Below are 26384 nucleotides of genomic sequence, written 5' to 3' on the forward strand. Positions count from 1 at the left end.
CAATATTAGAAGCAGTGGCTCTAAGAAGCGGCGTACATTTTGTTAAGGTAAATCCTCACAGCACAACCGTAGACTGTTCTTCTTGTAAAACCAAAGTTCCCAAAACTCTTTCTGTCCGTCTTCATCAATGCCCCAAGTGCGGGATTGAAATCGACCGGGACGAGAACGCTGCAATTAATATCCTTCACAAAGGATTAACCACCCTGGGACTCACGGTGGCTGCCTGTGGACGGTTAAGTGATTACACTCCGAATGAAGCAGGAATTCCTAATAGTGATGTTAGGATGCTGACACTATATTCGCAGAATTAGTGTCAGAGTATGTCACATCATTATCTTTACCGGGTCGCCCTAGTGCTTCAATCATTAACCGTGATAAAATACAGTGGCTAGAAACGCCATCAAAGATCACCTGTGTTGCTAGGATTGCTTCACTGTTTGTTTGATTGTCGTTTGGGTTGGTAATGTATTTTTGCTCTATTGATTCTATTCTCATCGCTTTTTCCCTACAAGTATACTGCTCATGTCATAAGTTAACATCAATCCCTCAACAGATTTGTACAAGGTTAACAATTTTCCCAAGACGCAATCTTCCACAATCTCGCCAGTTTTTCGGGAGAATGTTTATCTAGATTGGTTCCATTATCGACAATACATAATCACATTGATTAACGCTGTGATTGGTGGAAACATTAAAAATTATTCCGTTTGATTCGGCTTTTACTTCTACAATTTTAGGCAGGTTTTCAGTTTTATTGAAGCTGAGAATTTCATAGAGGGCTTGACCTGTTTTGACTAAACTTCCGAGTTCAACTCGATTTTGAATCATTCCACCTGTGGGTGCATAATAGTTTTTGAGGTGACTTTTCCGGACTAATTTGAGAGGATGATTAGCGGTTTCTGGTAAAGGAAACCCATCTAGCTTTAACAAGTTTTTCGTGGCTAAATAGTTTTTAATCCCGCTCATTCCTTTTTCAACAGATTCCGGGTTCATAATCATTCCTGAACCTAGTTCTAATGTCCAAGATTCGATATCAAACTGAATGGGTTTTCCCAGATGAGATAATTGTTTTTCTAGGGCTAACCAAGGTTTGAGAAAGGCTTCATCAAAGGCGTCACCATCATAATCATTCATTAAGATTCCATAGTCAAGTAAAAAGGCTTTGGCACTTTCTTCTCGACTGTGAAAACAGTATAAGTAATCAATGGCTTGATTGGTTGAACTGTGTAAATCAATCACATAATCTGCATCTAAACACAGAGATTGTAGGATATGGCGATAATATTCAGAATATGGAACTTGACTGGGGGCTTGTATTTCTTCCTTGATTTTATGAAAGCTTTCTAATATTTTTTGGCGATAGTTTTGCTGAATTTCTGTTCCGCTTAAATGCTGTTGCGATCGCGCAAATTCTGCAAGATCTACTTCGGTTTTTTCGTAGTCCCAAAAGATGCGATTCCAGTCTTTCCCATCATAACTATTATAGCGGCCGGAGGAGAAATGATGGGCGCGTTGGTTGACTCCGACGGGATTACAAACGGGAACCAGCCAAATTTCACCCGTAAGTTGAGTTTCATCGAGTTTAATTAAATCTGCAATTAACTGATGAATCACGGCATTTCCGCTAATTTCTGATCCGTGTAAGTTAGACTGGATATAGACTTTTTTTCCGGGTGCTGCACCAAGGAATTTGTAAACTTGCAGAGATAAGCGATCGCCAGAAGCGAGTTGAATGAGGGGAAGGGTTGAAATTGTAGGTTGCATTTACTGTTTGATGAAATAATGGAATCCTAGACCTAAACCTAAACCCAATAGAGAAGTTGTCAGTAATATAAAAAAAGCCGACCAATTTCTAATTCCCAGGGTTTGCAGTTCAATCCTTGCTAAAGTCGTCGCAGAAAGAATCAATAAAATTTTAGCAAACGTGTTTAAATAAGTGGCGATTACAACAATAATAAACGAACCTAAAAGAACACAAACAAAAGTTCCAACATCGGTTGCAAACCATTTAATAATGGGCTTTTGCAACTGATTAATCGGAGTGGTAAATAATAAACAAAGTCCAACAATAGTCGCCACAATCACACCCCAAGCATAGAGATTAAGATGCGCTTCAAAAAGCGTCCATCCAAACGTGAAATAGGTTAATATTAGGAGGAATAGAGAGAGCCAAGTCACCTTTTTCACGTTCAGATTTCCAATCATCCCATTGAGAAGACATTTGAGTGTTAAAGATTCGTTGAAATCGCCTGTACCGGACAAGCAGAAATACACTGTTCACAGACAATACAGCGTGAGCGAGTAAAAGTTAAATAAAAGGTGTCAGAATCAAGGGTTAAAGCTTCAGTTGGACAAACTCCCGTACACAAACCACAATCGACACAAATTTCTTCGTCAATGAGAATTTCTCGTCGTTCCAAAGAAACCTTAATATTTTGGGATTGCATCCAATCAATAGCGGCTTCTAGTTGGTCAATATCACCCGATAACTCAACGACAAGGGTTCCCACCTGATTCGGTGCAACCTGAGCGCGGATAATATTGGACGCGACATTAAAATCCTTAGCCAACCGATAGGTGATTGGCATTTGAACGGAAGTTCGGGGAAAGGTTAGCGTGACCCGTTTTTTCATCCGATCAATCTCTAGGACATCGCTATAATCATATCATTGAGTCTATCCGATTATTCAACTTTAAAAATCAGAAACTCTAGAAACAGAGGAGTGGGTCTCAGGCGGGTAAAAATGGCTCAATTGTAGCTCGTTCAAATCTTAGGGTTCGATCACCTGTGGAAGCAGAAAGGGTATGCTAGCATGGATGCAGCCCACTTGAGGCCGCCGAACAGTCTCAGTAGGATTCTCGTTTAGTTTAGAAGTTGATCATTGCATATTATTCAGTTCAGGGAGTAGAGAATCTCAAATTTAAAATACGGCTGGTTTTTAGCGTGAAAAATACGCCCTACAATTAGAATGAACAAGCTAGCTCAACGAGCTGAACGAATTCAGCGATTTCAAAGCCTAAGTATCCTAACATTTCTCATGGTTGCTTTTCCCTCTATGGGCTTGCCGCAACTGTCATTTTTACCTCAGACGGGTTCATTGAGTCTGGCATCGACTCCTCCTCAAGTAGAAGATGCTTATAGACTCGGATCAGGCGATCGCATTAGTATTAATATTTTTCAAGTTCCTCAGTATAGTGGTGAGTTTGAAGTGTTGGTGAATGGGACTATCAACTTACCCCAAATTGGGGGTGTATCGGTGGATGGACTCACATTAGAACAAGCAGCAGCCAAGATTGCCGAGCAATATGAAAGTCGGCGGATTCTCAGACAACCGCGCATCACCGTTAGCCTGATTGCTTCTCGACCTTTAATCATTGGAATTGCCGGAGAAGTTCATCGTCCGGGTTCTTACACTCTACCTTTGGACGGGTCAAAATTGCCAACAGTCAGTCGAGCGATCAAAATTGCAGGTGGGATTACTCAAGCGGCGAATCTGCAACAAGTTCAACTGCGGCGTCCGAGAGGAGATGGTTCAGAAGAGATCATCAATGTTAACTTGTGGCAATTACTTCAAACCGGGGATCTTCGCTACGATACCTCACTGCGAGATGGAGATACGATCTTTATTCCCACGGCTAATCAAATTGATCCGGGTGTTGGTTCGCAACTAGCGAATGCTAGCTTTGCAGCCGATCAAACTCAACCGATGAGTATTGCGATTTCTGGAGAAGTACAACGACCTGGCCCTTATGTGGTTGCCGGAACAGGTGCATCGAGTGGGATTCCGACGATTACCCAAGCGATTCGCCAAGCGGGGGGCGTGAAGTTAATGGCCGATATTCGTCGAGTTCAGATTCGTCGAACAACCCGAACTGGATTTGAGCAAACGATAGAGGTTGATTTGATGCCGTTGTTAGAAGGGGCAGATCTTCAGCAAGATATTCTTCTACAAGAAGGGGATAGTATTTTTGTTCCCTCAATTGACAATATTAATTTAGCTCAGGTTTCTCAATTGAGAACAGCTAGTTTTGCGGCATCTCAAACAGAACCTTTGAATATTGCAGTGATTGGGGAAGTGTTTCGACCTGGCCCGTATACTGTAACAGGAACCGCCAGAACAGGTGAAGCAGGTGTTCCCGGTAGTGGTGGCAGTGGAAGTACACCACCTACAGTAACTAGGGCGATTCAAGTCGCCGGAGGCATCAAACCGCTAGCCGATATTCGTCTGATTGAGATTCGGCGTGTGAATAATTCGGGTTTGCCTACTGTAATTACCATTAACCTCTGGGAATTATTAAAGCAGGGAGATGCAACCCAAGATACGATTTTACAGGAGGGAGATACGGTTTTTGTCCCGACTGCAACCGAAGTTAATCCCGAAGAAATCGGTCAAATTGCACAAGCGAGTTTTGCGCCTAATACGATTCGGGTTAACATAGTCGGAGAGGTGCAAAGACCCGGTTTGGTGGAAATTCCACCCAATACACCGCTCAATGAAGCTCTGTTCAGGACGGGGGGGTTCAACTCCCGTGCTAATGAGGGATCAATTGAATTGATTCGTTATAATCCCAATGGTACAGTCGAGCAACGGCGAGTTCAACTTGACTTTACTCAAAATGCCAATGATCAAACCAATCCGATACTCCGCAATAATGATGTGGTGATTGTGACTCCCTCTACTTTAGCGAATATTTCCGACACGGTAGACAAAGTGGTGAGTCCTTTAAATCGGATTCGATCATTGTTTGTGATTCCCTCCGCATTCATTGATGTGTTTAGAAACTTTTAGTGTAATCAGTCAGCCAATTCACTATACTGGGGCTAGACTCCAGGGAAAAAATGCCGTTGTATGCCAAATAGGTTAGTTATTTTGTAGGAACTTATGATTCGGGTTGGACGAGATTCTCAATCGCTACCGACTGCCTACACTCCCCCTTTCGAGGACGATGATGAGGGAGGATTAGATCTTAGCCAACTTTTAGGGGCCATCCGTCGTCGCCTTCTGATTGTAGTTGGGTTAGCAACAGTCGTGGCTTCTGCGGCGGCTTATAAAGCGGCGACTGATACCCCTGTTTATCAAGCTCAATTTGAGATTTTAACGGAGCCACTGACGATTGAAACTCAAGTTATTTCTACTACTAACCCACAAACTTTAAGTAGTCGAGAGGAAATTGTAGCGGTTAATGCGGATGCCGTTAAACTTAAACTGCTCACAAGTCCCCAAGTGCTTGAGCCTGTTGCAGAAAAGCTTCAAAGTCAATATCCAGGTATTAGCTATGAGGCTATTGCTCGGGGTCTTAACATTAAACCATCCGATCTCGATATTTTGGTGGTGGGATATCAGAGTACAGATCCTCAATTAGTCAAAGCGGTTTTAGATTTAGTTGCTGAGGCTTATCTGGAGTATAGTTTGCAAGTTCGCCAAACTGATATTTTGAAGGGAATCAAGTTTGTCGAAGATCAACTCCCCTATTTGCAAGAGCGGGTGGAAACTCAGCAAGAACGCTTGCAAGGACTACGACAAAAGTATAACTTAGTTGATCCCGGAACGACAGGTCAACAACTAGCGACTCAAATTAGTTCAATCGAACAGCAACGCCTTGATACTCAGCTACAATTGCGTCAAGCTCAAGCACTTTATACCAATCTACAACAACAACTAGCCAATCCATCAACGACTGAAACGGCTTCGGCTTCGGTACTTGCTCAAAGCGCTCGCTACCAAGCAATTCTTAGCCAACTGGGAGCGATTGATAATGAGATTGCCAAGGGATCTGTTCTATATTTAGAAGAAAGTCCAGAAATTAAACTTTTACAAGAACAGCGAGAACAATTAGTGCCGTTATTGCGTCAGGAAGGAGAACAAGTCGCTAGAGATTTAGCGAATCAAATCCGAGAATTAGAAGCCCGTTATGAGATACTGACGGATACCCTAAATCGCCTCAATCAACAAGTCAAGCAACTATCGGTTACTAATCGAGAGTATGCTGATATTCAGCGAGAATTAACGATAGCAACGGAGAACCTCAATCAATTCCTTGCTAAACGAGAAGCATTTAAAATTGATGCGGCTCAACGAGAACAACCTTGGCAGTTACTTACTCCGGCAGGTTCACCTAAACCTTCTTCTGCAAGTGTCAAGAGAAACTTATTACTGGGAGGGGTTTTAGGGACGCTATTGGGTTTGGGAGCGGCTTTAGCAATTGATAAATTGAGCAATATTCTCTATACACCTAAAGAGATTAAAGATGTTGCTAGACTTCCTTTGCTGGGAATTATCCCCTTTGATAAAAATCTGAAAAACCAGGATACTACAGTAGATATTGGTCGTGTATTTTTGCGAAATACTCCTGACGTGCTGAGTTTGGGTATGGAGAGTAGACCCCAACAACTGATTTCGGTTTTTTATGAGGCTTTCCGATCTTTGTTTACTAATATTCGTCTTCTGAGTCCTGATACTCCCATTCGTTCGGTTGTAATTAGTTCAGCGATGCCGGGAGAAGGAAAATCAACAGTTGCTATTTACTTAGCTCAAGCGGCAGCCGAACAAGGAAGACGAGTATTATTGGTTGATACTGATTTGCGTCATCCCAGTATTCATAATCGCTTGGGTTTAGCGAATATGCAAGGGTTAACCGATGTGATTTCAACTGATATTGACTTTAATCATGTTATTCAGCAATCTCCACAAGAAAATAACTTATTTGTTCTGACCGCCGGTTCAATTCCTCCTGATCCCATTCGAGTATTAGCCTCTCAAAAAATGCAAGATTTAATTGCCCAATTGAGAAGTGCTTTTGATTTAGTTGTTTATGATGCTCCTCCCTTAACCGGACTAGCGGATGCTTATTTACTAGCAGCAGAAACAAATGGGATGGTCTTGGTTGCAAGTTTAGGCCGGGTTAAGCGTTCAGTCCTTGAAAATGCTTTAGACCAATTGAAAGAGCATTCAAACTTTAGCACTCCTGTTCTCGGAGTTGTGGCGAACCGGGCGAAAAATGTTCCGTTGACTTCCTATGGTTATAGTTACTACAATCCGTCTGAGACTCAAAAAAGATCGGTCAATCCGCAAAAAGCAGTCGGTCAAAAGACTCATCATAAATCAGAATCATTCTTAAATATTTTTGAAAAAAAGAGAAAATAATAAAATTTAAATATACTTATTCTTTTTTATCCAAAAAATTAAGAAATTGCATATTAGTATCCTAGATAAAGAAAAGAATAGCCCATATTTCTTCTTCTCGTATTAATAAAATCTTTGTTTTGATCCCCTTGAATTTCTCGAATTAAAACTTCATAGCCTGTGGCGGATGGTATGTAAGAACGGGTTAAAATAGCTACCTTTGACTGATCATTAATGTACTGAGCTTGAGGAGGATTAAGATCAGGAATATCAGAGTTAACATATATAAATCCTCCCTGAACTACAGTTAAACCCTGATTTTTTGTTTCTAAAATTGTACCGGGTTTTTCGGTTTTTAATCCCAATATCCAGAGTTGACCTCCATCATTTAAAATCTTAGATTCTGATTCTAAAGGTACACCTTCTACATTCAAACTTCTTGCCCAAGCTTTTTGATTTTGAATTTGCACTGATTCTGAAACAACATCTTCAAAAAATACATTCCCTTTCCCTTCTGTCGTGTTTTGATATGAAGTGATCCAACTTCGCTGAATGACCAGTGTACGATTGGCATTATGTTCAATACTTGGCCCTTCCATTCGTTCCATCACAACAATCGGTTCATCACCCTCTTCAAACCGAAACACCGGATCAACTGAATCTCTCGTAAATTTTGCTCTCATACCAATAATTTTTTTGACAGTCCCCCGGATTAAAATAGGTTGATTCACCTGGTAAGAACGATTCGGAAGAAATACAGTCTGCACTCCGGGAGTATCAATTGCGGCTTGAATATCTTCTCCTGAATTACCCTCTACAACTGCAATATTATTCAAATCATGTTCAATATAGGGTGTTTCTTCTACAGGGATAGATAACATCTGGGTTTGGGTTGAAAGATTAACAATTGGAGATCTACACATCCACTGTTCAATCTCTCCCTGAAGTGTTTCAACTTCTCCTGTTTCGCAGCTATAAACTTGAGCGGTATTTTGATATCCCGTTTGTTTGATATCAAATAAATAGGTGCTAATTGATTGCTTTTCTCCGTCTGTCGCTTGACCATTATCTCGATATCGGGTTTCAATTGCGGCTTGATTATCTCCACCCAATCCTTGAAATTCACCACCAATCAGAGTAAGAGTAGCGTTATGTTCTTTGACTAATAAAACAGGAACTTGGTTAATACTTTTTAAGTTCCGAATGGTTAGAACCTGCATAACCTGCTCAATTCCCACTTTATTTTGTTGGGTCAAGGTAATGTTTTCCATTGTGATTGAGTTAGTCGTTCCTCCCCCCACAAGAATACCCTGATCAAAGCCTTCTACAAATACATTTTTAATCAAAAGAGGCCCGACTTCAGCAGAAGTTAAGTTCAGACCTTGAGCGCCTTGACCATCACCGGAAATAATTGCAACATTAAACACACCTCCGCCATTATTAGAGTTCATTTTGATGCCAATTGCATTTTTATTTCCTGAACCCACATGAACGGTTAAATTCTCAATGCGGTTGCGAAATGCGTTAGCTCGATTATCTTTTGTGTCTAAAACAGGTTTACTCTCGCCACTAGAAAAGTTATCAGCATTATCTTTAAGGCGAATAATACTTCCTTCTCGAGTTTCACCTAAAAGGGTTGTTCGTTTATAGTAAAGTCCGCCATGCGCTCCTTTTGGCCATTCAATCGTATCACTAACAATATAAGTTCCATTGGGAACATATATAATTTTGCTGCCGTTGGCAATTTCATCTCGGCTAATTGCTTGTTTAAAGGCTTCTGTATCATCGGTTATGCCGTCACCTTTTGCGCCGTAGTCTTTGACATTAATCACACCTCCCTCTGCTTCGGAAACAGGGGGAAACACTTCTCTTTGCGGCGGATAATTTGCCATTGCACTGTTAAGGCCAGGATTGTTTTGAGATAAATTTGATTCGGAGTTGGGAAAGATATTTTGCCTAAAAATTTCTTCGGAAGCGCAGCTTGAAGCTAAAAAGGTTAGTACAACTAAAGCTATTGTTTTGTAAATCATGGTTCACCCGGTAACTTGAGTCTAAAAGATAGTCAAAATTTAATTTTGATTGAAATGAACACCCAGATTTATTTTAAAAGCAATAAGACTTGAAATAGATCTTTAATCGATTTTGGACGCTGGTATGCTGTTTGTGGGGTAGCAATTTCACTCACTTTGTTTTGCTTTTGACAGTGATGCTCTTGCCATCTCAAACCAATAATACTCGCAACATAAAGCATATAACCCGGTTCTTCCATTTGGGTAAAAATTAAACCGAAAGCGATGGGGCAAAGCGCAATAAACTTAGACACATCATCGAAACAGAGTCGTCGCCAAACCACCCACCAAACATATAGAAATGAAATTAAACCGAGCCATCCTACATCTCCCCAAATTCCAGCCCAACCAAACAAGGGAGAAAACATACTGGATTGATCCCCTAACCAACTTGCTCCCACAGCTTGCCAAATTGCATTGGTAGCAGGGTGTTCGGTTGAACCGAGTGGACGCAACAGACTATCGTATTCTCGAAGCATCCATCCCCCCAGTCGTCCAACTGTATGACCTGGCCCCAAACCCAACCAAGGATGCAATACGGAGTCATAGAAGGTCGGAACAATCCGAAACGTTGCTGTTTTCAAGAGAGTGGCTTCTCCTTCGGGGCCATAAATTTCGGGTCTCATCCAAGTTTGAAACGCTTCGAGAGCTTCTATATTATGTATACCCCAGAAGAACGCATAACCCAGCACAACGCCTCCAATGATATATTGAAGGGCTTGTACAATGTTTTGAAACTTAGTCAATAACAAAAATATACCCGCTATTCCAAACACCAGCATAACTTGTTTAGCATCAGCCATATTCATGTGCCAAAATGTAGCTAATGCCACACCAGCACGAAATAAAATTGGCAGTTTTTTAGCGGCAGAAAAATAGTATACACCAAAAGTTAGGGCAACGGAAGCCGCAACAACGTGACCCGCTCCTCCCCCAATAAATACACCTTTAATATTGTCTTCTAAGCCTTCGCGAAGATGGAGCTGTAAAACATAATGTTGAACATAAGCAAAGATCGTATTGGTAAAAGAAGAAAAAATGATAAAGGCGCGAAATTGTAATAATTTCTCTGGAGTCAGAGGCAGACTAACAATTGCAATGAGCAGAAGAAAATGCTCACAAAAAAACATGAAATTTAAACAAGCATTAATGAAACCTGCATTGTTTAAAATTGCACTGGCAAGGTTGACTGCAAAAAATAGCATAACCGCTATCGTTAATTCCTGAACAATGGCAATTTGTTTCCGATCTTTTACCTTGCTTTTTAGCAGTACAAATGCACAGATCCAAGGAATAATACCCAAATGCGCCAGGTTAATAATAGAAGGAAATTTTAATAAGGTTAAAACTCGGGGATAGAAAGCCGAACAAAAGCCAAAAAGCACCAGAGTAGACAGCTTAATAAATCCCTTGCGCTTTTTTGGGGGTCGATAATAGTATGGAGTTTGAGTTAAGTCTTCATAGGATTTCACAAGCGATTAACCTCTTTCAAACCACAATTTTTAACCTTAGAGAGAACGAGCAATTTCATAAATCTCCATAAGCTGATGGTAGTTTTTCTCAGGAGTATATTTCGCCTCATACTCAGCCCTAGCAGAGTGGCGCATTTGGATTAATTCTTTGGGGTGAGCGATCGCTTTTTCCACTATAGCAGCTAAGTCTAAAGGATCACTCGGACGAAAATGCAACCCAGTACGATCATTATCAACTAATTCGGCGATCGCTCCCAAATTAGAAGCAATAACCGGAGTCCCTTTCGCAAAGGCTTCTACCGCAACTCGACCAAAGGTTTCATACCATTTAGACGGAAAAATCAAAAACATTGCTTCTCCCATCATGTCATAAACCTCAGCCATCGGTTTGCGTCCCAACCACTCCACGTTAGACAGTCGTTGAGTCGCTTCAACCACTAAACTCGATAAAGGCCCGTCTCCCACTATTTTAAGCGGGATAGGACTGTTGAGGTGTTCCCAAGCTTGCAGTAAGATATCAAGACCCTTTTCAACGGAAAGCCGCCCGACATAAAGGGCATATCCACCGCTTCCTGATCCCATTCCGGGGTCTGGAGAAACAAAGTTAGGTTTGACTATAATTTTCTCTCCAGGCCATCCCGCTTCAATAAATTTTTGTCGAGCAAACTGACTTAAACTGACAAAAAGATTCACCTGGCTTAACCAAGTATTCATCACTTGATGAGTCATTAACATGGCAATAGTTCCCGCAGTTGCCAGGCGACTTTCTCGATAGCAAGCGTGTAAAAATCCGGGATAAGGAACAGGTTTTCCGAGACAATCTTCACAAACTCGACCTTGACGAAAAAACAGTCCATTAGGACAAATTAACCGATAATTTCGTAAGGTTTGGACAACTGGAACCCCTGCCGAACGGGCAGCATAATAAACCGAAGGTGAAATAAGCGGAAAAAAGTTCTGAACGTGAACGATATCTGTCGGTGAGTTCTTGAGCTTTTGTTGAACAATTTGATAGGATTCTTGAGACCAGATGGTTTTCAGGGCTAAATGAGCCGAATTAAAGCTAGCAATGCGATCATTATGTTCTTCGTAGCGATCAACTTCATGTCCCATTTCTCTAAGAAGATTGGCTTCGGCTTGGGTTGACTCATCTTCTCCGCCCCTCACTTGATAGTTGTTATGGATGCTCAAAATACGCATTGAAGCACAGTTCCTTTTGTTGTAAATTATCTCTCGTTTCTGGTCTGATTAAGTCTGATCAGAGCCAACATACAGAGGCATTCGCCCATGAGAGGCTGGCAGATCTTGAAAGCGAAATTGTTTAGAAATACCATCGTGAGTTTCTAAAACCTGAGTTTGGTAAACTTCTCCTTTATTGCGATAAATTAAACTAACGCTTGAGTCTTCATTAATAAATGCAGGTGCAGGGCCGATACGTTCCCGATTTTTATAGAGTAATCCTCCAAGTACCTCTGTTCGTCCTCCCTCATAGGTGCCAATAATTGTCCGATCTTTTTCGGTTTTGAGTCCCAAAATCCACAAATCACTTCCTTTATTGATGATGTGAGGATTGTGTTCATAACTTTCCGTATTAATTTGTCGAATCCAAACTTTTTGATGGTCGAATACCAGGGGAACAGAAACGACATCTTCAATAAAAACTTTCCCTCCAGGCACTGTATTAATATAACTACCATAGCCCATAACTAACGTTCTTGACGAGGCGTGTTCTATCCAATAACTGCACTGATTCCCATAGTTTGTGTCCACATTTACGGCGATCGCATCTGAGACGCCATCTTCAATAATAAAGGCAGGTTGCCCCGGTATATTAAAAATAACCTGAGCCTGAAGACCGAATAATCGCCGCACATTTCCCCGCACGCGAATACTTTGCTTAGAAGTGTAAGTCCCCGCAGGTAAATAAATCACTTCCGCCCCGGAATCAATGGCTTTTTGAATGGCTACTCCATCATCTTTTTGATCATTCGGTTGAGCGCCAAATTTCCTAACACTCACCCAACGATTGGGATCTCCGTAGGGAATTTCTGGCGGGTCTTCTATGGGTAACTGTAGGGATTTTTTAGGTTCAGAAAATAGGCTTGAAATTCGATGAGAAACAAACTCTTCTATGGGAGAACCGGGGAGTTTTTGGCGTTGACCTGCTTGATTATCAATTGCCCATTTGTAGCCTTGGGTTTTCAAATCTCGGGCAAATAAAACCGCTTGAGCGTGATTAAGAATAGCTGTAGATTCAGGATTCCCCTCTGTTAGTTCCGCATCAACTAATACCATGAGCGCCATTTTGCCTTGATTTTCAATCGCAGGAACTTGATTGCGACTTTTCAGATCATGAATGGCTACAGTATTCGAGGTATTAACAAAGCCGACTTTTCGTTGATTAGTGAGGGTAATGTGTTCAAAAGTCATGCTATATTGGTCGTGAGTGATGAAAATCCCGGTATCAAAACCATCGATATTAACATTTTGAATTAACCCCGGCCCCGGCCAAGGTTTGTCTAAACTTAAACCAATAAATCCCTGTTTTTGAGGGTCACTTGAACGAATTGTTACCTGATAAACGCCACCACTATTATTAGTATGATAGCCCATACCAATGGCTCCGGGATTACCCATTCCCACATCAATTGTCAGGTTACGAATGCGTTGAAAGAAATTTTGTCCGCCATGACCATATTCAATTTGAAGAACTTTTTTCGGATGTTTTATATCCTGAAAACCCGGACAATTATCTTTGAGTTTTATAATAACACCTGCACGACTTTCACCCCAAACATCCTTTTTTTTATCTCCCCATGCAATGGTATCACTAATAAGGTAAACTCCATTGGGAATATAAATGGCACGAATGCTTCCGCCTTCATCGGATTTTCCTCGACCAAAAACACTTTTGAAAGCTTCGGTATCATCCGTTTTACCATCTCCTTTTGCTCCGAAGTCTTTAACGTTAACATAGCCGGATTCTGTAGGCAAGGCTAAGGAGGGCGAAGCAACAATTTCTGCTGAAAAATTAGAGGGGATTTCGTTAGGACGACGTTGCATGAACTGACTTTGTGCTGAACCCTGATTAACTATCGTATGACTGACGAATACAACGATTATCCCCAAAATTATCAGAGCCGTTAATCGTTTTTTTACTCTCATTTTAACTCGGTTGATTTAGGATTTTTTGTTAACGATAGATTCATAAATCGTTTCTAAAACACGAGCTTGTTTATCTTGGTTAAAATTGACTTCTACTTGTTCTCGTCCTCGCTGACTAAACTGTTGCCATAATTCTAGGTTATTTAATAATTGTAAACTATATTCAGCTAATCCTTTAATATCTTTTTCTGGGGTCAGAAAACCTGTTTCTCCATGAATAACGGCTTCTGGAATTCCCGCATGATAGGTACTAATCACAGGAAGTCCCATTGCTTGCGCCTCTAATACAACATTGGGTAATCCTTCAGAATCCCCTTGAGATGCGGTAACACTTGGGGTTGCGAGTAAACGAGCGCGATTCATCCAATTTCGCACAATTTCAGGCGGTTGGGTTCCGAGAAATTGATAGTTTTTCAGTTTTTGTTCGGCTAAAGTTTCAAGCTGAGTTTTTAACGTTCCATCCCCAATAATTACCAGTTGAACCTCTGGTTTTTCGGCTTGAACGTGGCTGATTGCTTCGATTAAATATTCACAGCCTTTTTTCTCGGTTAAACGCCCCACAAACAGCACGATGGGTTCGCGAGTTATTTCTAAATTGGGGCAGAATTTGTTAACATCTACGCCATGATAATGGGTTCTAATTTTTTCAGGCGGAAAGCCATTTTCTAGGAGTTTTTTATGAATAAATTGAGAAACGGTTAAAAATAAAGTGGTTTTTTCTTTTAGCTTTTCCAAACGATTAAAATAAATCCAATGATTCAGAGAGGTATAGCGGGAATGTTCGGCATCAACGGTGGCATCTGCGCCTCGATAGTGAACAATTAGAGGAATATTCAGTGATTTTATCCAGGGTAAAACTAAGACTCCACTCAACCCAAATTGAGCATGAATTAAAACCGGATTTAACTGTTTAACCTGTCGATAAAGTTGGGGAGCAAAGCCAGAAAGTTTAAAGAGTTGTTCCTCTATTTTCCCTCTCAAATTCCCGGAATTAATAACAAAGGTTCGTTCCCTGGGTAATTCTAATCCTTGTACCCGACGAGAACCCACATAATAGGCGGTAAATTGTTGAAATTTCTCCGCCGGGTCTCGTATAAAAGTCTGGGAGGGAGGAAGCAAAAGGCTGTTAAATAAGATGACGGCGGGTTTGCTTGTATAGTTCTGCATTAAATCAACTCCTAAACTGAAAAATAACTAGAAATCAACTGATAATTTTTTCATAAAGTTGGGCTAATTTTTGACCTTTAATTTCCCAAGAAAATTCTTCTTGAACTCGCTTTTGTCCGGCTTTTGCCATCTGCGTTCGCAACTCGGGGTTTTCAGCTAGAGTTTTCATCGCCAAGGCTAAATCTTTTATTGCTTGTTCGGGAGTTTCAGCCGTGATTTTAAAGCCTGTTTCTTCTGTAACTTGCAGGGCTGGCCCGCCCAAATCTAAACAGATAACAGGACAACCTGCTGCCATCGCTTCTAAACAGACTAACCCACCGGATTCATGCAGGCTAGGATGAACTAAAGCCACGCATTGTCTGAGCTTATTTAAGGTGTCTTGTCGAGAGAGTTTCTTCCAAAATTTAACTTGAGTTTGAATGCCTAATTTCTCAACTAAATCCTCAAGTATTTGGCGTTCTGGGCCGTCGCCAATCATCCAATATTCTGTATTTTTGGGTAAATTCGCTTGAGCAAAAGCTTGTAATCCTAAGTGAAATCCTTTCCAGTGTAACAGGCGACCAATACTAACAAATCTGATGGTATTTCGCTCAAGTTGAACGGCTTCTCCGAGTTGAATAATTTCTTCTTGAGATAGTCCTAATTGAGAGATGATTTCGACATGAGTGGCGCCGAGTTTTCGCAGTCTAGAGGCTGTGTCTTCTGTTGTTCCTCTAGCTAAAATACTGCGTTGAGCGGTGAGGTGAACAAAGGGGTCAATTTCTCCTAAGTTTCGGACAATATCTCGGAGAATTTCATAGCGTTTTCCTGAAGCACTAAACTCTTTGCGAAAAGCTGGGGGCGCCACTTCTCCGCCACCGACTGGCCCCCAAACAAAAGGAACGGGGAGTAATGCTAAAAAACTCGGCGTTGCATAGCGAACGTAGGTGACATGATGAACGATATCAAACTTGATTTGTTGATGCAGTTTACGGCCTAGAAAATAAGCGGAAATTTGCCAGAGATAATAGTGTAAATAAACCAGTCGTTGGTTTCGGTTCAGTTTTTGTACCCAACGAGAAGGTTCACAGTAGATAAATTCTAAGCCTGGTAAGGGATTTTTTTGGAGTTCAGCTTCGATTTCCGAACGATTATTTTCTCGCGTTAAAACCCAGACTTTGTGATATTTCACCAGTTCTCGAACGATGTTCCATCCAACTCCTGGTTCTGAACCTTCTCCGGGACGACAGGCATAGGCGGAGATTAAAACGTTCAGACCGTTCACGTTATCTTCAAGTTCTAATCGGTTAAATTCGCTCATTTGTAGTTAGGCAATTTTTTCCCATCTGTATTGAAAATTAAACTCAGTTAATGTTGATTAAATTTCGTTGACTCGGGTTGAGAATATCAGCTCGTTATTTAAGCATTGGGCTTGATAATAATTCCGACATACTTGGCATTTTCCAATATCGGTGTTTGAACAATGATTGGATTTTCGCCTACAGAATCAGAAAAATCACGGAATGCAAAATCATCATGTATATCATCTGAAATTAATATTCCTCCGGGTTTAAGAGCATTCCAGAGTTTAGGATAAGCCCACATTCGTCCTTCATAAAATTTATCACTATCATAATGAGCCATATCTATCACATTCAGCCTTTTTAGGGCTTGAGGAAGGGCTTCTCGGTCAGCGGCTGCCAAGATTGTCCAAAAACGTTTCAATTCTGAAGGGACAACACAGCCGACATACTGTTCACTTCCTTCAAAAAAATAGGGAAGGTCGGTACTAATTAGGTGAGAATTGCTTCGCTGACTCAGAGAAAGTAATAAGGTTAAAGAAGACCAACCATAAGATACTCCAGTTTCGATTACCTGTAGGGCTTGCAGGTGTTCTGCGAGCTGATAAATCAGTTCTAGATTTCCACCTCCTCCCATTTGAACGGGAGACTTTTCGGTAATTTCTCTAGCTCTACTCAATTGCTCTTGAAACTTTTCCTCAAAGGGTTCAAACTGCTGTAAACCTGTAATTTTTGTAATCGCCGTTTGAGTGTCAATTGCATATTGTTCACACCATTTTGTTGCTTCCTCTTGTGCTTTTGCTCTTGACTGTGCTGTATAAGTCGAACGTTCAGGCCAGAAAGTATTTTCGACTTTTCTTTGAGTTCTTCGGAGGGCTTCAGGATACAAGTTAGGACGATGTAATAACCAAAAAAAACGCTTTAAACTTGACATAATGCTTGGATTTTATCTGTGTTGTTTATCACTGTTTGTCATCTGCACCGAATCCCCAAATCACATAACCTGAAATCAAGCTATATGATATTTTTTAGAGTAAAGATTCTGTGACTTTCTTCAAAAACTGAGCAGCCCTATCCGGGGCATATTGATTCATTAACGCTTCTGATTGAGCGCCCATTGACACGACTAACTCTGGGTTTTCAATAAAACAACGCATTAAGTTCGCGAGCTGTTCTGGGTGATAGGGATCAAAACAGTATCCATTCTGACCATCAGTGATTAATTCCGATGCTCCTGCCCATTTTGAGCAAAGAATTGGCTTTCCTAATATCATCGCTTCTAAAACAACCATTCCCCAAGTATCTTCTAAAGTGGGTAGTACAAATACATCTGCTTTCTGAAAATATTCTCCTAGTTCTCCATAGTTAACTCGACCTACCCATTGAACGCAATCTGTTAAATCATTCTCCTGACAAAACTGTTGGAGTTCTTCCTGTTGGGAACCGTCTCCCACGATTAATACAGTATAGTTTGTATGTCCTTGTTTTTTCAAGTGTGTGCAAGCGTCTAAGAGAAAATTTAATCCTTTTCTCGGAATCACACTTCCGACAAATAGAAAGATAGGTTTTTGCCAAGAGGTTAGGGCATCTATAATATTAGCAGACTGGCTAAAAAGAGCTTGAACCGCAGGAACTTCATAGGGATGTACAAAAACCTGTGAGGGTTTCGCGTTGAGAACTTCTGTTAGATAAGATTTACCTGCGTTTGAATTGGTAATACAAGCATCGGACGCTTTAACCATTGCTCGTCGTACTGTTAACCGAGGGGCGGAATTTCGAGCATCAATACTCGGTGAACTTCCTTCATAAGCAATCACAACTTTCCATTTTCCGATAGGTTTAAAGAGTAAAGCAATCATCGTCCAAACGCCAAAGGAGTTGGAAAAAATGACATCGGGTTTAAACTTTAATAATCGATTAACGATATTTAACGGCAGATAGGTAAAACTATAGCCATAACCTTTAGAGGATTTGATAATCGGGATAATTTTTCGTTCTCCGACGATATCAATTTTAAAAGAGTCTTCAAAACCGGGAGCATAACCTCGCCAGTTTGCCACAAAAGCTGTCATTTCAGGAAATAGTTTTGCTAACTCTGCTAGAGGCGGATGCCAATAGTAAAAGGCGGAGGTGAGTAACCAAGCAATCCGAATATTATTCATTATTAAATACCGAATTTAATCTTTGGAAAGGGTAGAATTTTGTGAGCGGGTAGTGGCATATTGTCCTAAAAAGGGAAGTCCACCGACTGCGGGGAGGAAATATCGAGAGGTACAAAGTAAGCCTAAAGCGGCGGCTGTTGTTGCATCAAAATAGGGTTGATAAAATAAGACTAATGCGGCATCGCGAGTTCCAACTCCTGCAAATGTTAAGGGTAATAATCCGGCTAAAATAGCGAGGGGAGAAAGGGCTAAGTTTGCCCAAAACGGAGTCCAAGCGTTCAGTGCTAGAATGAAAAACCAGATTTGGAGTAAATGGAGGAACCAAATAAAAATTGAAGTTGTACTAATTTTCAGCAGTAGAGTTTTATCCCTCCAAAAATATTCGTGCATTTCCCCCCAAGAAATTTGTAGTTTTTTAAGTTTATCTCCAATTTTTTTATGTGAAATTTTGCTCAGACTTATAAAAAAGTAATCTGCAAGTTTTCGAGATCCTAAAAGTGAGAGTCCCAATATTAAACCCAAGCTGACACCGAGGGTCATTGTCCAAAATAAGGTATCTTTCTCAGGATAAACGATCAACCCTAGAACACACCATAACAATAGTGATAAGAGATCGCAAGTTTTTTCAAAGACAACGAGAGATAAAGAGAGTGAACCTGTTAAATGTCCCCGTTGTTGCATGAAGTATGCTTTCGCAATATCTCCCATTTTGGAGGGTAAGATCATATTCAGCACACTAGCGGCTAAAATTAAACGATTCGCCTCAGTAAACCTCAATCTTCTGCCTAAAGGCATCAGTTGTTGCAGTCGCCAAGCGGTAATCATTGTAATCGGAATAACCATTCCTAAGCTGATGATCATCCATTGGCGATCGCAATTTTTAAAAATCTCAATTAAACCCGCAATATCAATTTGAGAATAAAGAACTGCTAAAATAACTAAACTAATACCAATAGAAATCAGCCGTTTGATCACAAGAGTTAACCCATATTACTTGGAATTTGTAAACTTCTCAAACTCAGAGCGTCGTAATCGTAACTGCACATCCTCTAAAATTTTCCGGTTCACAGCCATCACATCAGCAACTAAACCCAACATCCACAATTGAAACCCGATTAAGATTAAAATGGCGGCTAAAATCAAGCTGGGTGTTCTCGCTTTGGTCATATTGTCAAAGAATAACACCAACCAACGCACACACAACATAAATCCCATTGTAAACGGAATACTCCCTAAGACCGTAAAAAATCGTAACGGTCTGTAGGTCATAAAAATGCGTAGAATCGTAAAAATTGATCGTTTAATATAAGAGGGAATACTCTTAACTAAACGAGAAGGGCGTAAATCTGGATTCGTCCGAATGGGAACCGAAGTAATCGCAATTCCTTTTTGTCCGGCTTGAATAATGGTTTCTAGGGTATAAGTATATTCGTTAAAAACATTAATTTGCATGGCGGCATTGCGACTAAACGCCCGAAACCCGCTTGGTGCATCGGGAATATTAGTGCTACTGGCTAAACGAACCACCCAACTTCCGAGTTGTTGCAAGAACTTTTTACTGGGGGAAAAGTGTTTAATCTGGCGAATCGGTCTAGCTCCCACGACAATTTCGGCATAACCGAGTAAAATAGGTTCGATTAAACGGGGAATATCCTCTGCACAATATTGATTATCGGCATCAGTATTAACAATAATATCAGCACCCGCTTTCAGACAGGCTTCGATTCCCGCCATAAATGCTTTAGCCAAGCCCTGATTGTATTCAAAACTGACAATATGATCGACCCCGCAGCCACGAGCGACATCGACGGTACGATCTAAGCTTCCATCGTTAATGATCAGCCATTCTACCGTATCAATACCGGGAATTTGACGGGGTAGTTGTGCGAGGGCGATCTCGAGCGTTTCTTCTTCGTTGTAGCAAGGAATCTGGATAATGAGTTTAGTCATCCCTCAGTTAAGTCAGAGGAGTAGTTGTTTGAGCTGATCAGTTTTGATTAGACTTTATCATAACAGGCTCATGTTTTTAACTCAATTCCAAAGCGTTTAGTTGATAATCGACTGTAACTGGTTGACTATTTCCGAAGATCGTATTTTTCTACCTGTAGGGCTGAGGTGATAGATTGTATCCCCAAACAGGGAGGGATCGGATTTTAAATTTAGATCTTGATCATAAATTACCGGGGCTATCTCATTTAAAGCAGATATAACGGTTTGAGCAGCTTCAACAGACTGATCATCATTTTTAGATAAGATCCAGGGCAATCCAAACACTAGAATTCCTCCAGCCTGTTCAACATCCTGATGAAATACATTTAATCGTTTGAGGCTGTGTTCTGAGATTTCCACTTTCAAACTGTCCGGTGTTGAGGAACCCGAAGGTAAAATCATTGGACTACCCCGTTGATCAAGATTAGTTTGATACTGCCCATCTGGTTTTGTAGAACTGGTATTTTCACTAAAATGGGCAAACAAGTTTTCTTGCAGTCTCTTGATTGATTGTACAATTCTATCAGAGCCAGGTACGCCCATCAACATCACTTCTTTTGCTCTCTGCTCTACCCCAAATCCTCCCAAACCGGGCTGTGAAACGGCGGCTCCAAACATACTCGAAAAATAGCCTGTTCCATCATCAGCCAGAAGTCCATATTCTGGAATTAAAAGAACAATATCACCTGGGCGAATCTCACTAGCAACGCTAGCTAAAATAGTGTTTAAACCTAGACCTGCGTGCAGTCCCATGTTAACGACGGGAATACCCACCTGTTGTTCAATTTGTAAAGCATCAATCCCAAAATGCGTACCAGAGCCACCGACAATCAAGATTCGTTTTGATCCTTTAATCTGACTTGACCGCTCAATTTTCTCTTCATAAATTGTCTTAATCCAGTTGACTTCTGGATCTAAATAGCGATTATGGATGTAACCCGCAGTCCAAACTAGGCTAGCAACAGCAAACCAACGAATAATTTTCCACATAGTAGAATATTTTTAAAACGCAAAGTAAACAAATTGAGAAGAAGATTTAGCCGCAAACAAAATGACTAAGCTTAGGATCATCAATGAGACGTTCGGTCGCAATAAAAATCTGTAGACTTGTTCTCGGTCTTGCCAAGATGCTATCTGCTCAAACCCGAGTAGTATAATAGCGAGCATTAATGTAAGACCTAAGCCCCATTTATTATTGATTGCTGCAATTTTTTCCTGGGTAGCGACAATTGAATAGGCTGAAGGAGTGATGAGGGTTTGCAATTTAAGCAGCAATTGGTTGGTATTGTTTTCCATAAAAAATAGCCACCCAAACATCACAGATGTTAATGTTAATATCCAAGCGATGAACTGAGGAAGTGAGAACAAACGACCGATAGAACGATGAATAATCAGCAGCACGCCGTGATAAAATCCCCAGAAAATAAAATTCCAACCTGCACCATGCCAAAGACCTGAGATTGTAAATACAGTGAGAATATTTAATCCAGTCCGTCCGACTCTAGAACCGCCTAAAGGAATAAAAAGGTAGTCCCGGAACCAACCACTTAAAGTAACGTGCCATCGCCGCCAAAACTCTTGAACACTTTGGGAAATATAGGGAGCCAAAAAGTTGACTGTGAGTTGAACTCCCATCATTTTAGCCAAGCCAAGCGCAATGAAACTGTATCCGGCAAAATCGAAATAAATTCTTAATCCAAATAGATAAATCGATAACCAAATTATCCAAGCATTGGCTGTTTCTTGAAGGTTGATATGGGGTGCTAAGTTATCGCCCAATACAATCTTCATAAACAGTCCTAACACCAGCCATTTTAAGCCGGTATCAATGTTTTCAAAAGAAAAGTTAAATCGGAATTTTTCTATTTGGGGGAGAAAGTCTGAACGACGCTCAATCGGGCCAGCGACAACCTGGGGAAAAAAGGAAGCAAAATTTACATAATCGATAAATTTGATGGGGTGTCGATCATTTGTTTTATAGGAATCAACAACAAAAGCAACCATCTGAAAGGTATAAAATGAAATGCCCGGAGGAATTCCAGAAATGTTGGAAATTCCCGTGTTTTCATTCCATCCTGCGGCGATTTCTCCAAACCCTAATCCCAATACATCTTGAACCAAAAAGTCTAGATACTTAAAACTAATCAAAATAGCAAGATTAATTGTGATAGTTACTATAGCAATTGGTTTGGCTATTACTTTGGGTTGACTCTGCATCAAGCGAACCATAACGTAATTGAAGACCAACTCCAAAGCAAAAATAAAAAAACTTGAATGGGCTGCGTTCCAGAAGAGTATTAATGAAACGAGCATCAATCCTATACGATCATAGGAGGACGGCAACATCTTGAAAAGTTGACCCAAATAGCGAATTCCTAATAAGGGAATAGCCATTAACAACAACCACCACCAAAAAGAAAAATCTGTAAAATTCATTTCAATGTTCAGAAATGCAATAACTTAAACAAATCCGGTTGAAAACTGCTGAAATTTTTGAATTTTTATTGATAATCACGATTAAATAAGTATATGCTTTGAAATTAACTCAGCAAATGCTTGAGCGGAGTTTTGTTGAGCAAAAGATCGCATTTGTAAGCGATCGCACAGCTTGTCTGAGTCTTCTTGTAAAAATCGAATTAATCCTTCTGCAATTGCACTCGGCATTGTAGAATCAACGGTTAAGCCCAGTTGATAGCGTTTGACCATTTCCCCCATTAACCCATAGTTTGAACTGAGAACAGGTTTAGCTGCTGCTGCTGCGAGTAAGAGAATTCCACTCATTCCAACATGACGCTGATAGGGGGCTAATACCACATCCGCTAAGTTAAAGTAAGCGGGGATTTCTTCATCGGAAATAAACTCATATCTTCGGATGATTTGCACGGGCTTATCTTGACAAAGCTGTGCAATCTTTGGGTCTAAAGATGTGGCAATATTAGACTCCCCAACCAATAATAAACAGATTTTTTGGTTCAATTCAGGAGATAAACGAGCGATCGCATCAAGGAGTTGATAAATTCCTTTGCGTTGAGTTAAGGCTCCAAATAAGAGAAAAATATTTCGTTCGGGGTCAATTCCTAACTCTTCTCTCAGTAAAGAACAGGGCGAATTTTCAGGTTCAATCAGTTCAACGGGATCGGGTAAATGAATCGCTTTTACATGAGTATTAAATCGGTTTAAGTGATTGATAGCAAAGGGATCGAGACAGAATAAATTTTGTAGTTTTGGGTGTCGTAAAATGCGAGAGAGGAGTAATTTTTCACGCCATTGTTGCCAGCGTTCTTGCTGAGTAGGACTGTAGTTTGTGAGTTCTTGAGGATAATGAAATGTAGGTCGAAAGTAAATTCCTGAAAACGAACAAGGAGAGGGTCTACCCAACGCCAGTGGAAACTCACAGGTATCAAAGTACATAATCAGAGCGTGAGTTGCTGCGAGTTTCTCTGCATATTTACCGAAAATTTCCCACTCTTGAAAATTCCGCAAAGATCTTTTGATTTTAGACTTTCTAGAGTTGAGAGCGGCTTCTTCTTCGGGGGAAATTCCCACAAAGTTAATTTGACTCGGCGAATGAGTTGCAGCCCAGTCTACAACATTACGATGTTCCTCAAAAAATCGCGGTGAAACAACGACATTAAGCTGCCCTGAAAAGCTCTGTTTATGCCAATACTGAATCAGATGTTGAATGTAGATGGGATGATGACCTTTCACGGACAGATCAAAAAGCATGAGTTTTTGAGTGCTTTTTGCTTCTCTTTCACTCGGTTTATTCACGGCTGAATTGAGCCTCACTGAATTGTTTGTTTCACCTCTCTATTTAATCCCGACAATCGTCATTCCTCTAAATAACAATGGGGTACTCGCAACTTTTTTTCGCAGGGCATAGGGGAACTTTTCCAAAATAACTTCACTCCCACTAATTAAAGGAAGTGTTGCCATGTTCAGAGGAATTTCTAGATGAAATTTTTCTGTGCTTTTCACCCAAAGCACTTGGGAAAATCCAACTTTTCGGAAAAGCTTATATAACTCGGTTACGGTGTATTCTTTGAGGTGAAATCCTCGAGCGACCTCATCAAAGTATTTTGAGATATCATGGGGGCCAGATAAACGATGAGGCGTGATACAAATATATTTGCCTTTCGGAGCGAGTGTTTTGTAAATATTCTGAAGTTGTTCGACTGCATCATCCGGGTGCAAATGTTCCATCAGTTGGTGACTGTAAGCAATATCAACACTATTTTCTGGAGCATTTACACTGCACCCATCTGAGACAATAAACTCCATATTGTCTGGAAATGTTGTATTTTTAGTGACTTCTGTTGCCACATCGACTGCATAGACTTTTTTCACCCATTTAGACACTTCCATCGATAAACTACAATCTCCGGGGCCGATTTCTAAGTAGGTTGTTTCCGGAGTCAAAAATCGTTTCAAAAGATACATTCGTTGAGTGACAATCCAAGCCGTAATTTCCGGGCTTGATTTGCGTGTCCATCGGGGATGATGGGGAAGAGTGGTGTATAACTTATCATACAAAGTGGTGTATAAATTTCGTCTTTCTTCCTTATTAGAGTTCAGGAGTTGACTCGCTAACTGTTTTTCGAGTTCATAATGTTCTTTTAACTGTTCAACCGTTCTACTCTCTGAACTGGGGACTGAAATTTTAGTGGACATTTAACTTGGATCTCCCGATTAAAAATTAACGTTGGTGAGTTTGAGCGGATTCAAATCAATTTTTTTTCAACGGACTGCCTCTGGACAAAGGAAGTCTGAATTTGAGAAAATTTTATTCTAATCGTTATACTATAATATACTCAATAAAGTACAAGTTGCCAAGTTTTCAAATGCTAGAAAGATCACCTGATGTAGCCTTTTTTCTCGGTTTCTTAGGTGGTGGTGGAGCGGAGCGAGTTTTCATTAATCTGACTCGGAGTTTTGCCGAACGAGGTTTAAAGGTAGATTTGGTGTTAAGTTCAGCCGGAGGGCCTCATTTAGAGAAAGTATCACCTCAAGTCAGAATTATTGATTTCAAAACACCTCGCCTGACTGCTTGCCTCCCTTCCCTGATCAGTTACTTAAAACAAGAACAACCGAGAGGAATGCTTTCAACTCTCCACTATGCCAATGAAGTGGCTCTCTTGGCGAAAAAGCTTTCTAGAACTCCAACAAGGGTGGTGGTACGTGAGGCAAATAATCTTTCCAGAGACACCCAAGCATCGACACCCTATAAAAGACGTTTACTACCCTTTTTGGTCAGATCTTTTTATCCTTGGGCTGATCATATTGTAGCTGTTTCTAAGGGAGTTGCAGAGGATCTTTCTCAGGTTTCTGGTTTGTCCCTAGAACGTATCCAAACGATTTATAATCCCACAATCACTCCAGAGTTACAGGAAAAAGCGAAAGAACCTCTTGATCATCCTTGGTTTGCTGATGGACAACCTCCAGTCATTTTAGGAGTGGGTAAATTACACATTCAAAAAGATTTTTCAATGCTAATTCGGGCTTTTGCACAAGTCCGACAAGTCCGAGAAGCTCGATTAATGATTTTAGGATGGGGGCCTGAACGACCTCAACTCGAAGCATTAGTTCAAGAATTAGGCTTAGAAAATGATGTGGCATTACCGGATCATGTATTGAATCCTTATGCCTATATGTCACGATCCGCAGTCTTTGTATTATCCTCCGCTTGGGAAGGCTTACCGAATGTATTAATTGAAGCGATGGCAACGGCAGTCCCTGTGATTTCTACAGATTGTCAAAGTGGGCCTTCTGAAATTCTCAAGGGTGGTGAATATGGCTGGTTAACTCCAGTTGGTGATAGTCAAGCGATGGCCGAGGCAATTCTGAAAGTTTTATCGGGGAATTTAAAGCCAATTGATCCCGATTGGCTCAAACAGTTTACGTTGGAAGTTTCAAGTCAACGATATCTAGATATTCTGGGAATTACTCAAGATTAATA

General features: G+C 40.6%; 21 protein-coding genes. 4 read left to right on the forward strand and 17 right to left on the reverse strand.

The features are described 5' to 3' along the window. A partial coding sequence (locus tag WN50_RS00885) for a zinc ribbon domain-containing protein (RefSeq protein ID WP_049557444.1) occupies positions 1 to 311 on the forward strand: 311 nt, incomplete at its 5' end. 316 nt (positions 312 to 627) lie between these two features. On the opposite strand, the gene WN50_RS00890 is transcribed toward WN50_RS00885, so the two are convergent. The 3 genes from WN50_RS00890 to WN50_RS00900 are packed head-to-tail and all read right to left on the reverse strand — an operon-like array spanning position 628 to position 2633. Next, a complete protein-coding gene (locus WN50_RS00890) occupies positions 628 to 1764 on the reverse strand; it encodes a M14 family zinc carboxypeptidase (RefSeq protein ID WP_046279277.1) in 1137 nt (378 codons plus the stop codon). Then, positions 1765 to 2187 (reverse strand): hypothetical protein, encoded by a 423-nt coding sequence (locus tag WN50_RS00895; RefSeq protein WP_046279280.1) that lies wholly within the window; start codon positions 2185 to 2187, stop codon positions 1765 to 1767. Between the two features lie 41 nt (positions 2188 to 2228). Then, entirely contained in the window at positions 2229 to 2633 is a 405-nt protein-coding gene (locus WN50_RS00900; protein WP_046279278.1) for an NIL domain-containing protein, read from the reverse strand. A gap of 336 nt (positions 2634 to 2969) precedes the next feature. On the opposite strand from WN50_RS00900, the gene WN50_RS00905 reads away from it, so the two are divergent. Together WN50_RS00905 and WN50_RS00910 are read left to right on the forward strand one after the other, a co-directional pair. Continuing rightward, the gene (locus WN50_RS00905) at positions 2970 to 4790 is read left to right on the forward strand and encodes an SLBB domain-containing protein (protein WP_046279279.1); all 1821 of its coding nucleotides are present in this window, start codon (positions 2970 to 2972) and stop codon (positions 4788 to 4790) included. A 93-nt stretch (positions 4791 to 4883) separates the two neighbouring features. Next, on the forward strand, positions 4884 to 7145 hold the full coding sequence (locus WN50_RS00910) for a GumC family protein (protein ID WP_082172214.1): 2262 nt from the start codon (positions 4884 to 4886) through the stop codon (positions 7143 to 7145). A gap of 53 nt (positions 7146 to 7198) precedes the next feature. Here the strand turns inward: WN50_RS00910 and WN50_RS00915 are convergent, their stop codons facing one another. From WN50_RS00915 to WN50_RS00980, 14 genes are all read right to left on the reverse strand, one after another. Continuing rightward, positions 7199 to 9154, reverse strand: a complete 1956-nt coding sequence (locus tag WN50_RS00915) for a glycoside hydrolase family 55 protein (protein ID WP_046277288.1) — start codon at positions 9152 to 9154, stop codon at positions 7199 to 7201. A gap of 68 nt (positions 9155 to 9222) precedes the next feature. Next, complete coding sequence (locus tag WN50_RS00920; RefSeq protein ID WP_046277289.1) at positions 9223 to 10665, reverse strand: hypothetical protein; 1443 nt, start codon at positions 10663 to 10665, stop codon at positions 9223 to 9225. A 36-nt stretch (positions 10666 to 10701) separates the two neighbouring features. Further along, entirely contained in the window at positions 10702 to 11865 is a 1164-nt protein-coding gene (locus WN50_RS00925) for a glycosyltransferase (RefSeq protein ID WP_046277290.1), read from the reverse strand. A 48-nt stretch (positions 11866 to 11913) separates the two neighbouring features. Further along, entirely contained in the window at positions 11914 to 13830 is a 1917-nt protein-coding gene (locus WN50_RS00930) for a glycoside hydrolase family 55 protein (RefSeq protein WP_082172215.1), read from the reverse strand. Positions 13831 to 13845: 15 nt separating this feature from the next. Then, positions 13846 to 14997 carry a glycosyltransferase gene (locus WN50_RS00935; RefSeq protein ID WP_046277291.1) on the reverse strand — a complete coding sequence of 384 codons (1152 nt, stop codon included), beginning with the start codon at positions 14995 to 14997 and terminating at the stop codon, positions 13846 to 13848. Between the two features lie 34 nt (positions 14998 to 15031). After that, entirely contained in the window at positions 15032 to 16261 is a 1230-nt protein-coding gene (locus tag WN50_RS00940; RefSeq protein ID WP_152964661.1) for a glycosyltransferase family 4 protein, read from the reverse strand. A gap of 134 nt (positions 16262 to 16395) precedes the next feature. Next, positions 16396 to 17211, reverse strand: a complete 816-nt coding sequence (locus WN50_RS00945; protein ID WP_046277292.1) for a class I SAM-dependent methyltransferase — start codon at positions 17209 to 17211, stop codon at positions 16396 to 16398. A 94-nt stretch (positions 17212 to 17305) separates the two neighbouring features. Next, entirely contained in the window at positions 17306 to 18439 is a 1134-nt protein-coding gene (locus WN50_RS00950; RefSeq protein ID WP_046277293.1) for a glycosyltransferase family 4 protein, read from the reverse strand. Positions 18440 to 18454: 15 nt separating this feature from the next. Next, entirely contained in the window at positions 18455 to 19411 is a 957-nt protein-coding gene (locus tag WN50_RS00955; RefSeq protein ID WP_046277305.1) for a lysylphosphatidylglycerol synthase transmembrane domain-containing protein, read from the reverse strand. A gap of 18 nt (positions 19412 to 19429) precedes the next feature. Beyond that, complete coding sequence (locus tag WN50_RS00960) at positions 19430 to 20389, reverse strand: glycosyltransferase family 2 protein (protein WP_046277294.1); 960 nt, start codon at positions 20387 to 20389, stop codon at positions 19430 to 19432. Between the two features lie 96 nt (positions 20390 to 20485). Then, entirely contained in the window at positions 20486 to 21418 is a 933-nt protein-coding gene (locus WN50_RS00965) for a polysaccharide deacetylase family protein (protein ID WP_049557456.1), read from the reverse strand. Positions 21419 to 21430: 12 nt separating this feature from the next. Beyond that, positions 21431 to 22864, reverse strand: a complete 1434-nt coding sequence (locus WN50_RS00970) for an MBOAT family O-acyltransferase (protein ID WP_046277295.1) — start codon at positions 22862 to 22864, stop codon at positions 21431 to 21433. An 81-nt stretch (positions 22865 to 22945) separates the two neighbouring features. Then, complete coding sequence (locus WN50_RS00975; protein WP_235440788.1) at positions 22946 to 24199, reverse strand: glycosyltransferase; 1254 nt, start codon at positions 24197 to 24199, stop codon at positions 22946 to 22948. A gap of 39 nt (positions 24200 to 24238) precedes the next feature. Further along, positions 24239 to 25099, reverse strand: a complete 861-nt coding sequence (locus WN50_RS00980) for a class I SAM-dependent methyltransferase (RefSeq protein ID WP_046277296.1) — start codon at positions 25097 to 25099, stop codon at positions 24239 to 24241. A 170-nt stretch (positions 25100 to 25269) separates the two neighbouring features. Between WN50_RS00980 and WN50_RS00985 the strand changes: the two genes are divergently transcribed. Next, positions 25270 to 26382 (forward strand): glycosyltransferase, encoded by a 1113-nt coding sequence (locus tag WN50_RS00985; RefSeq protein WP_046277297.1) that lies wholly within the window; start codon positions 25270 to 25272, stop codon positions 26380 to 26382. Positions 26383 to 26384 lie beyond the last annotated feature (2 nt).

Source organism: Limnoraphis robusta CS-951, from assembly GCF_000972705.2.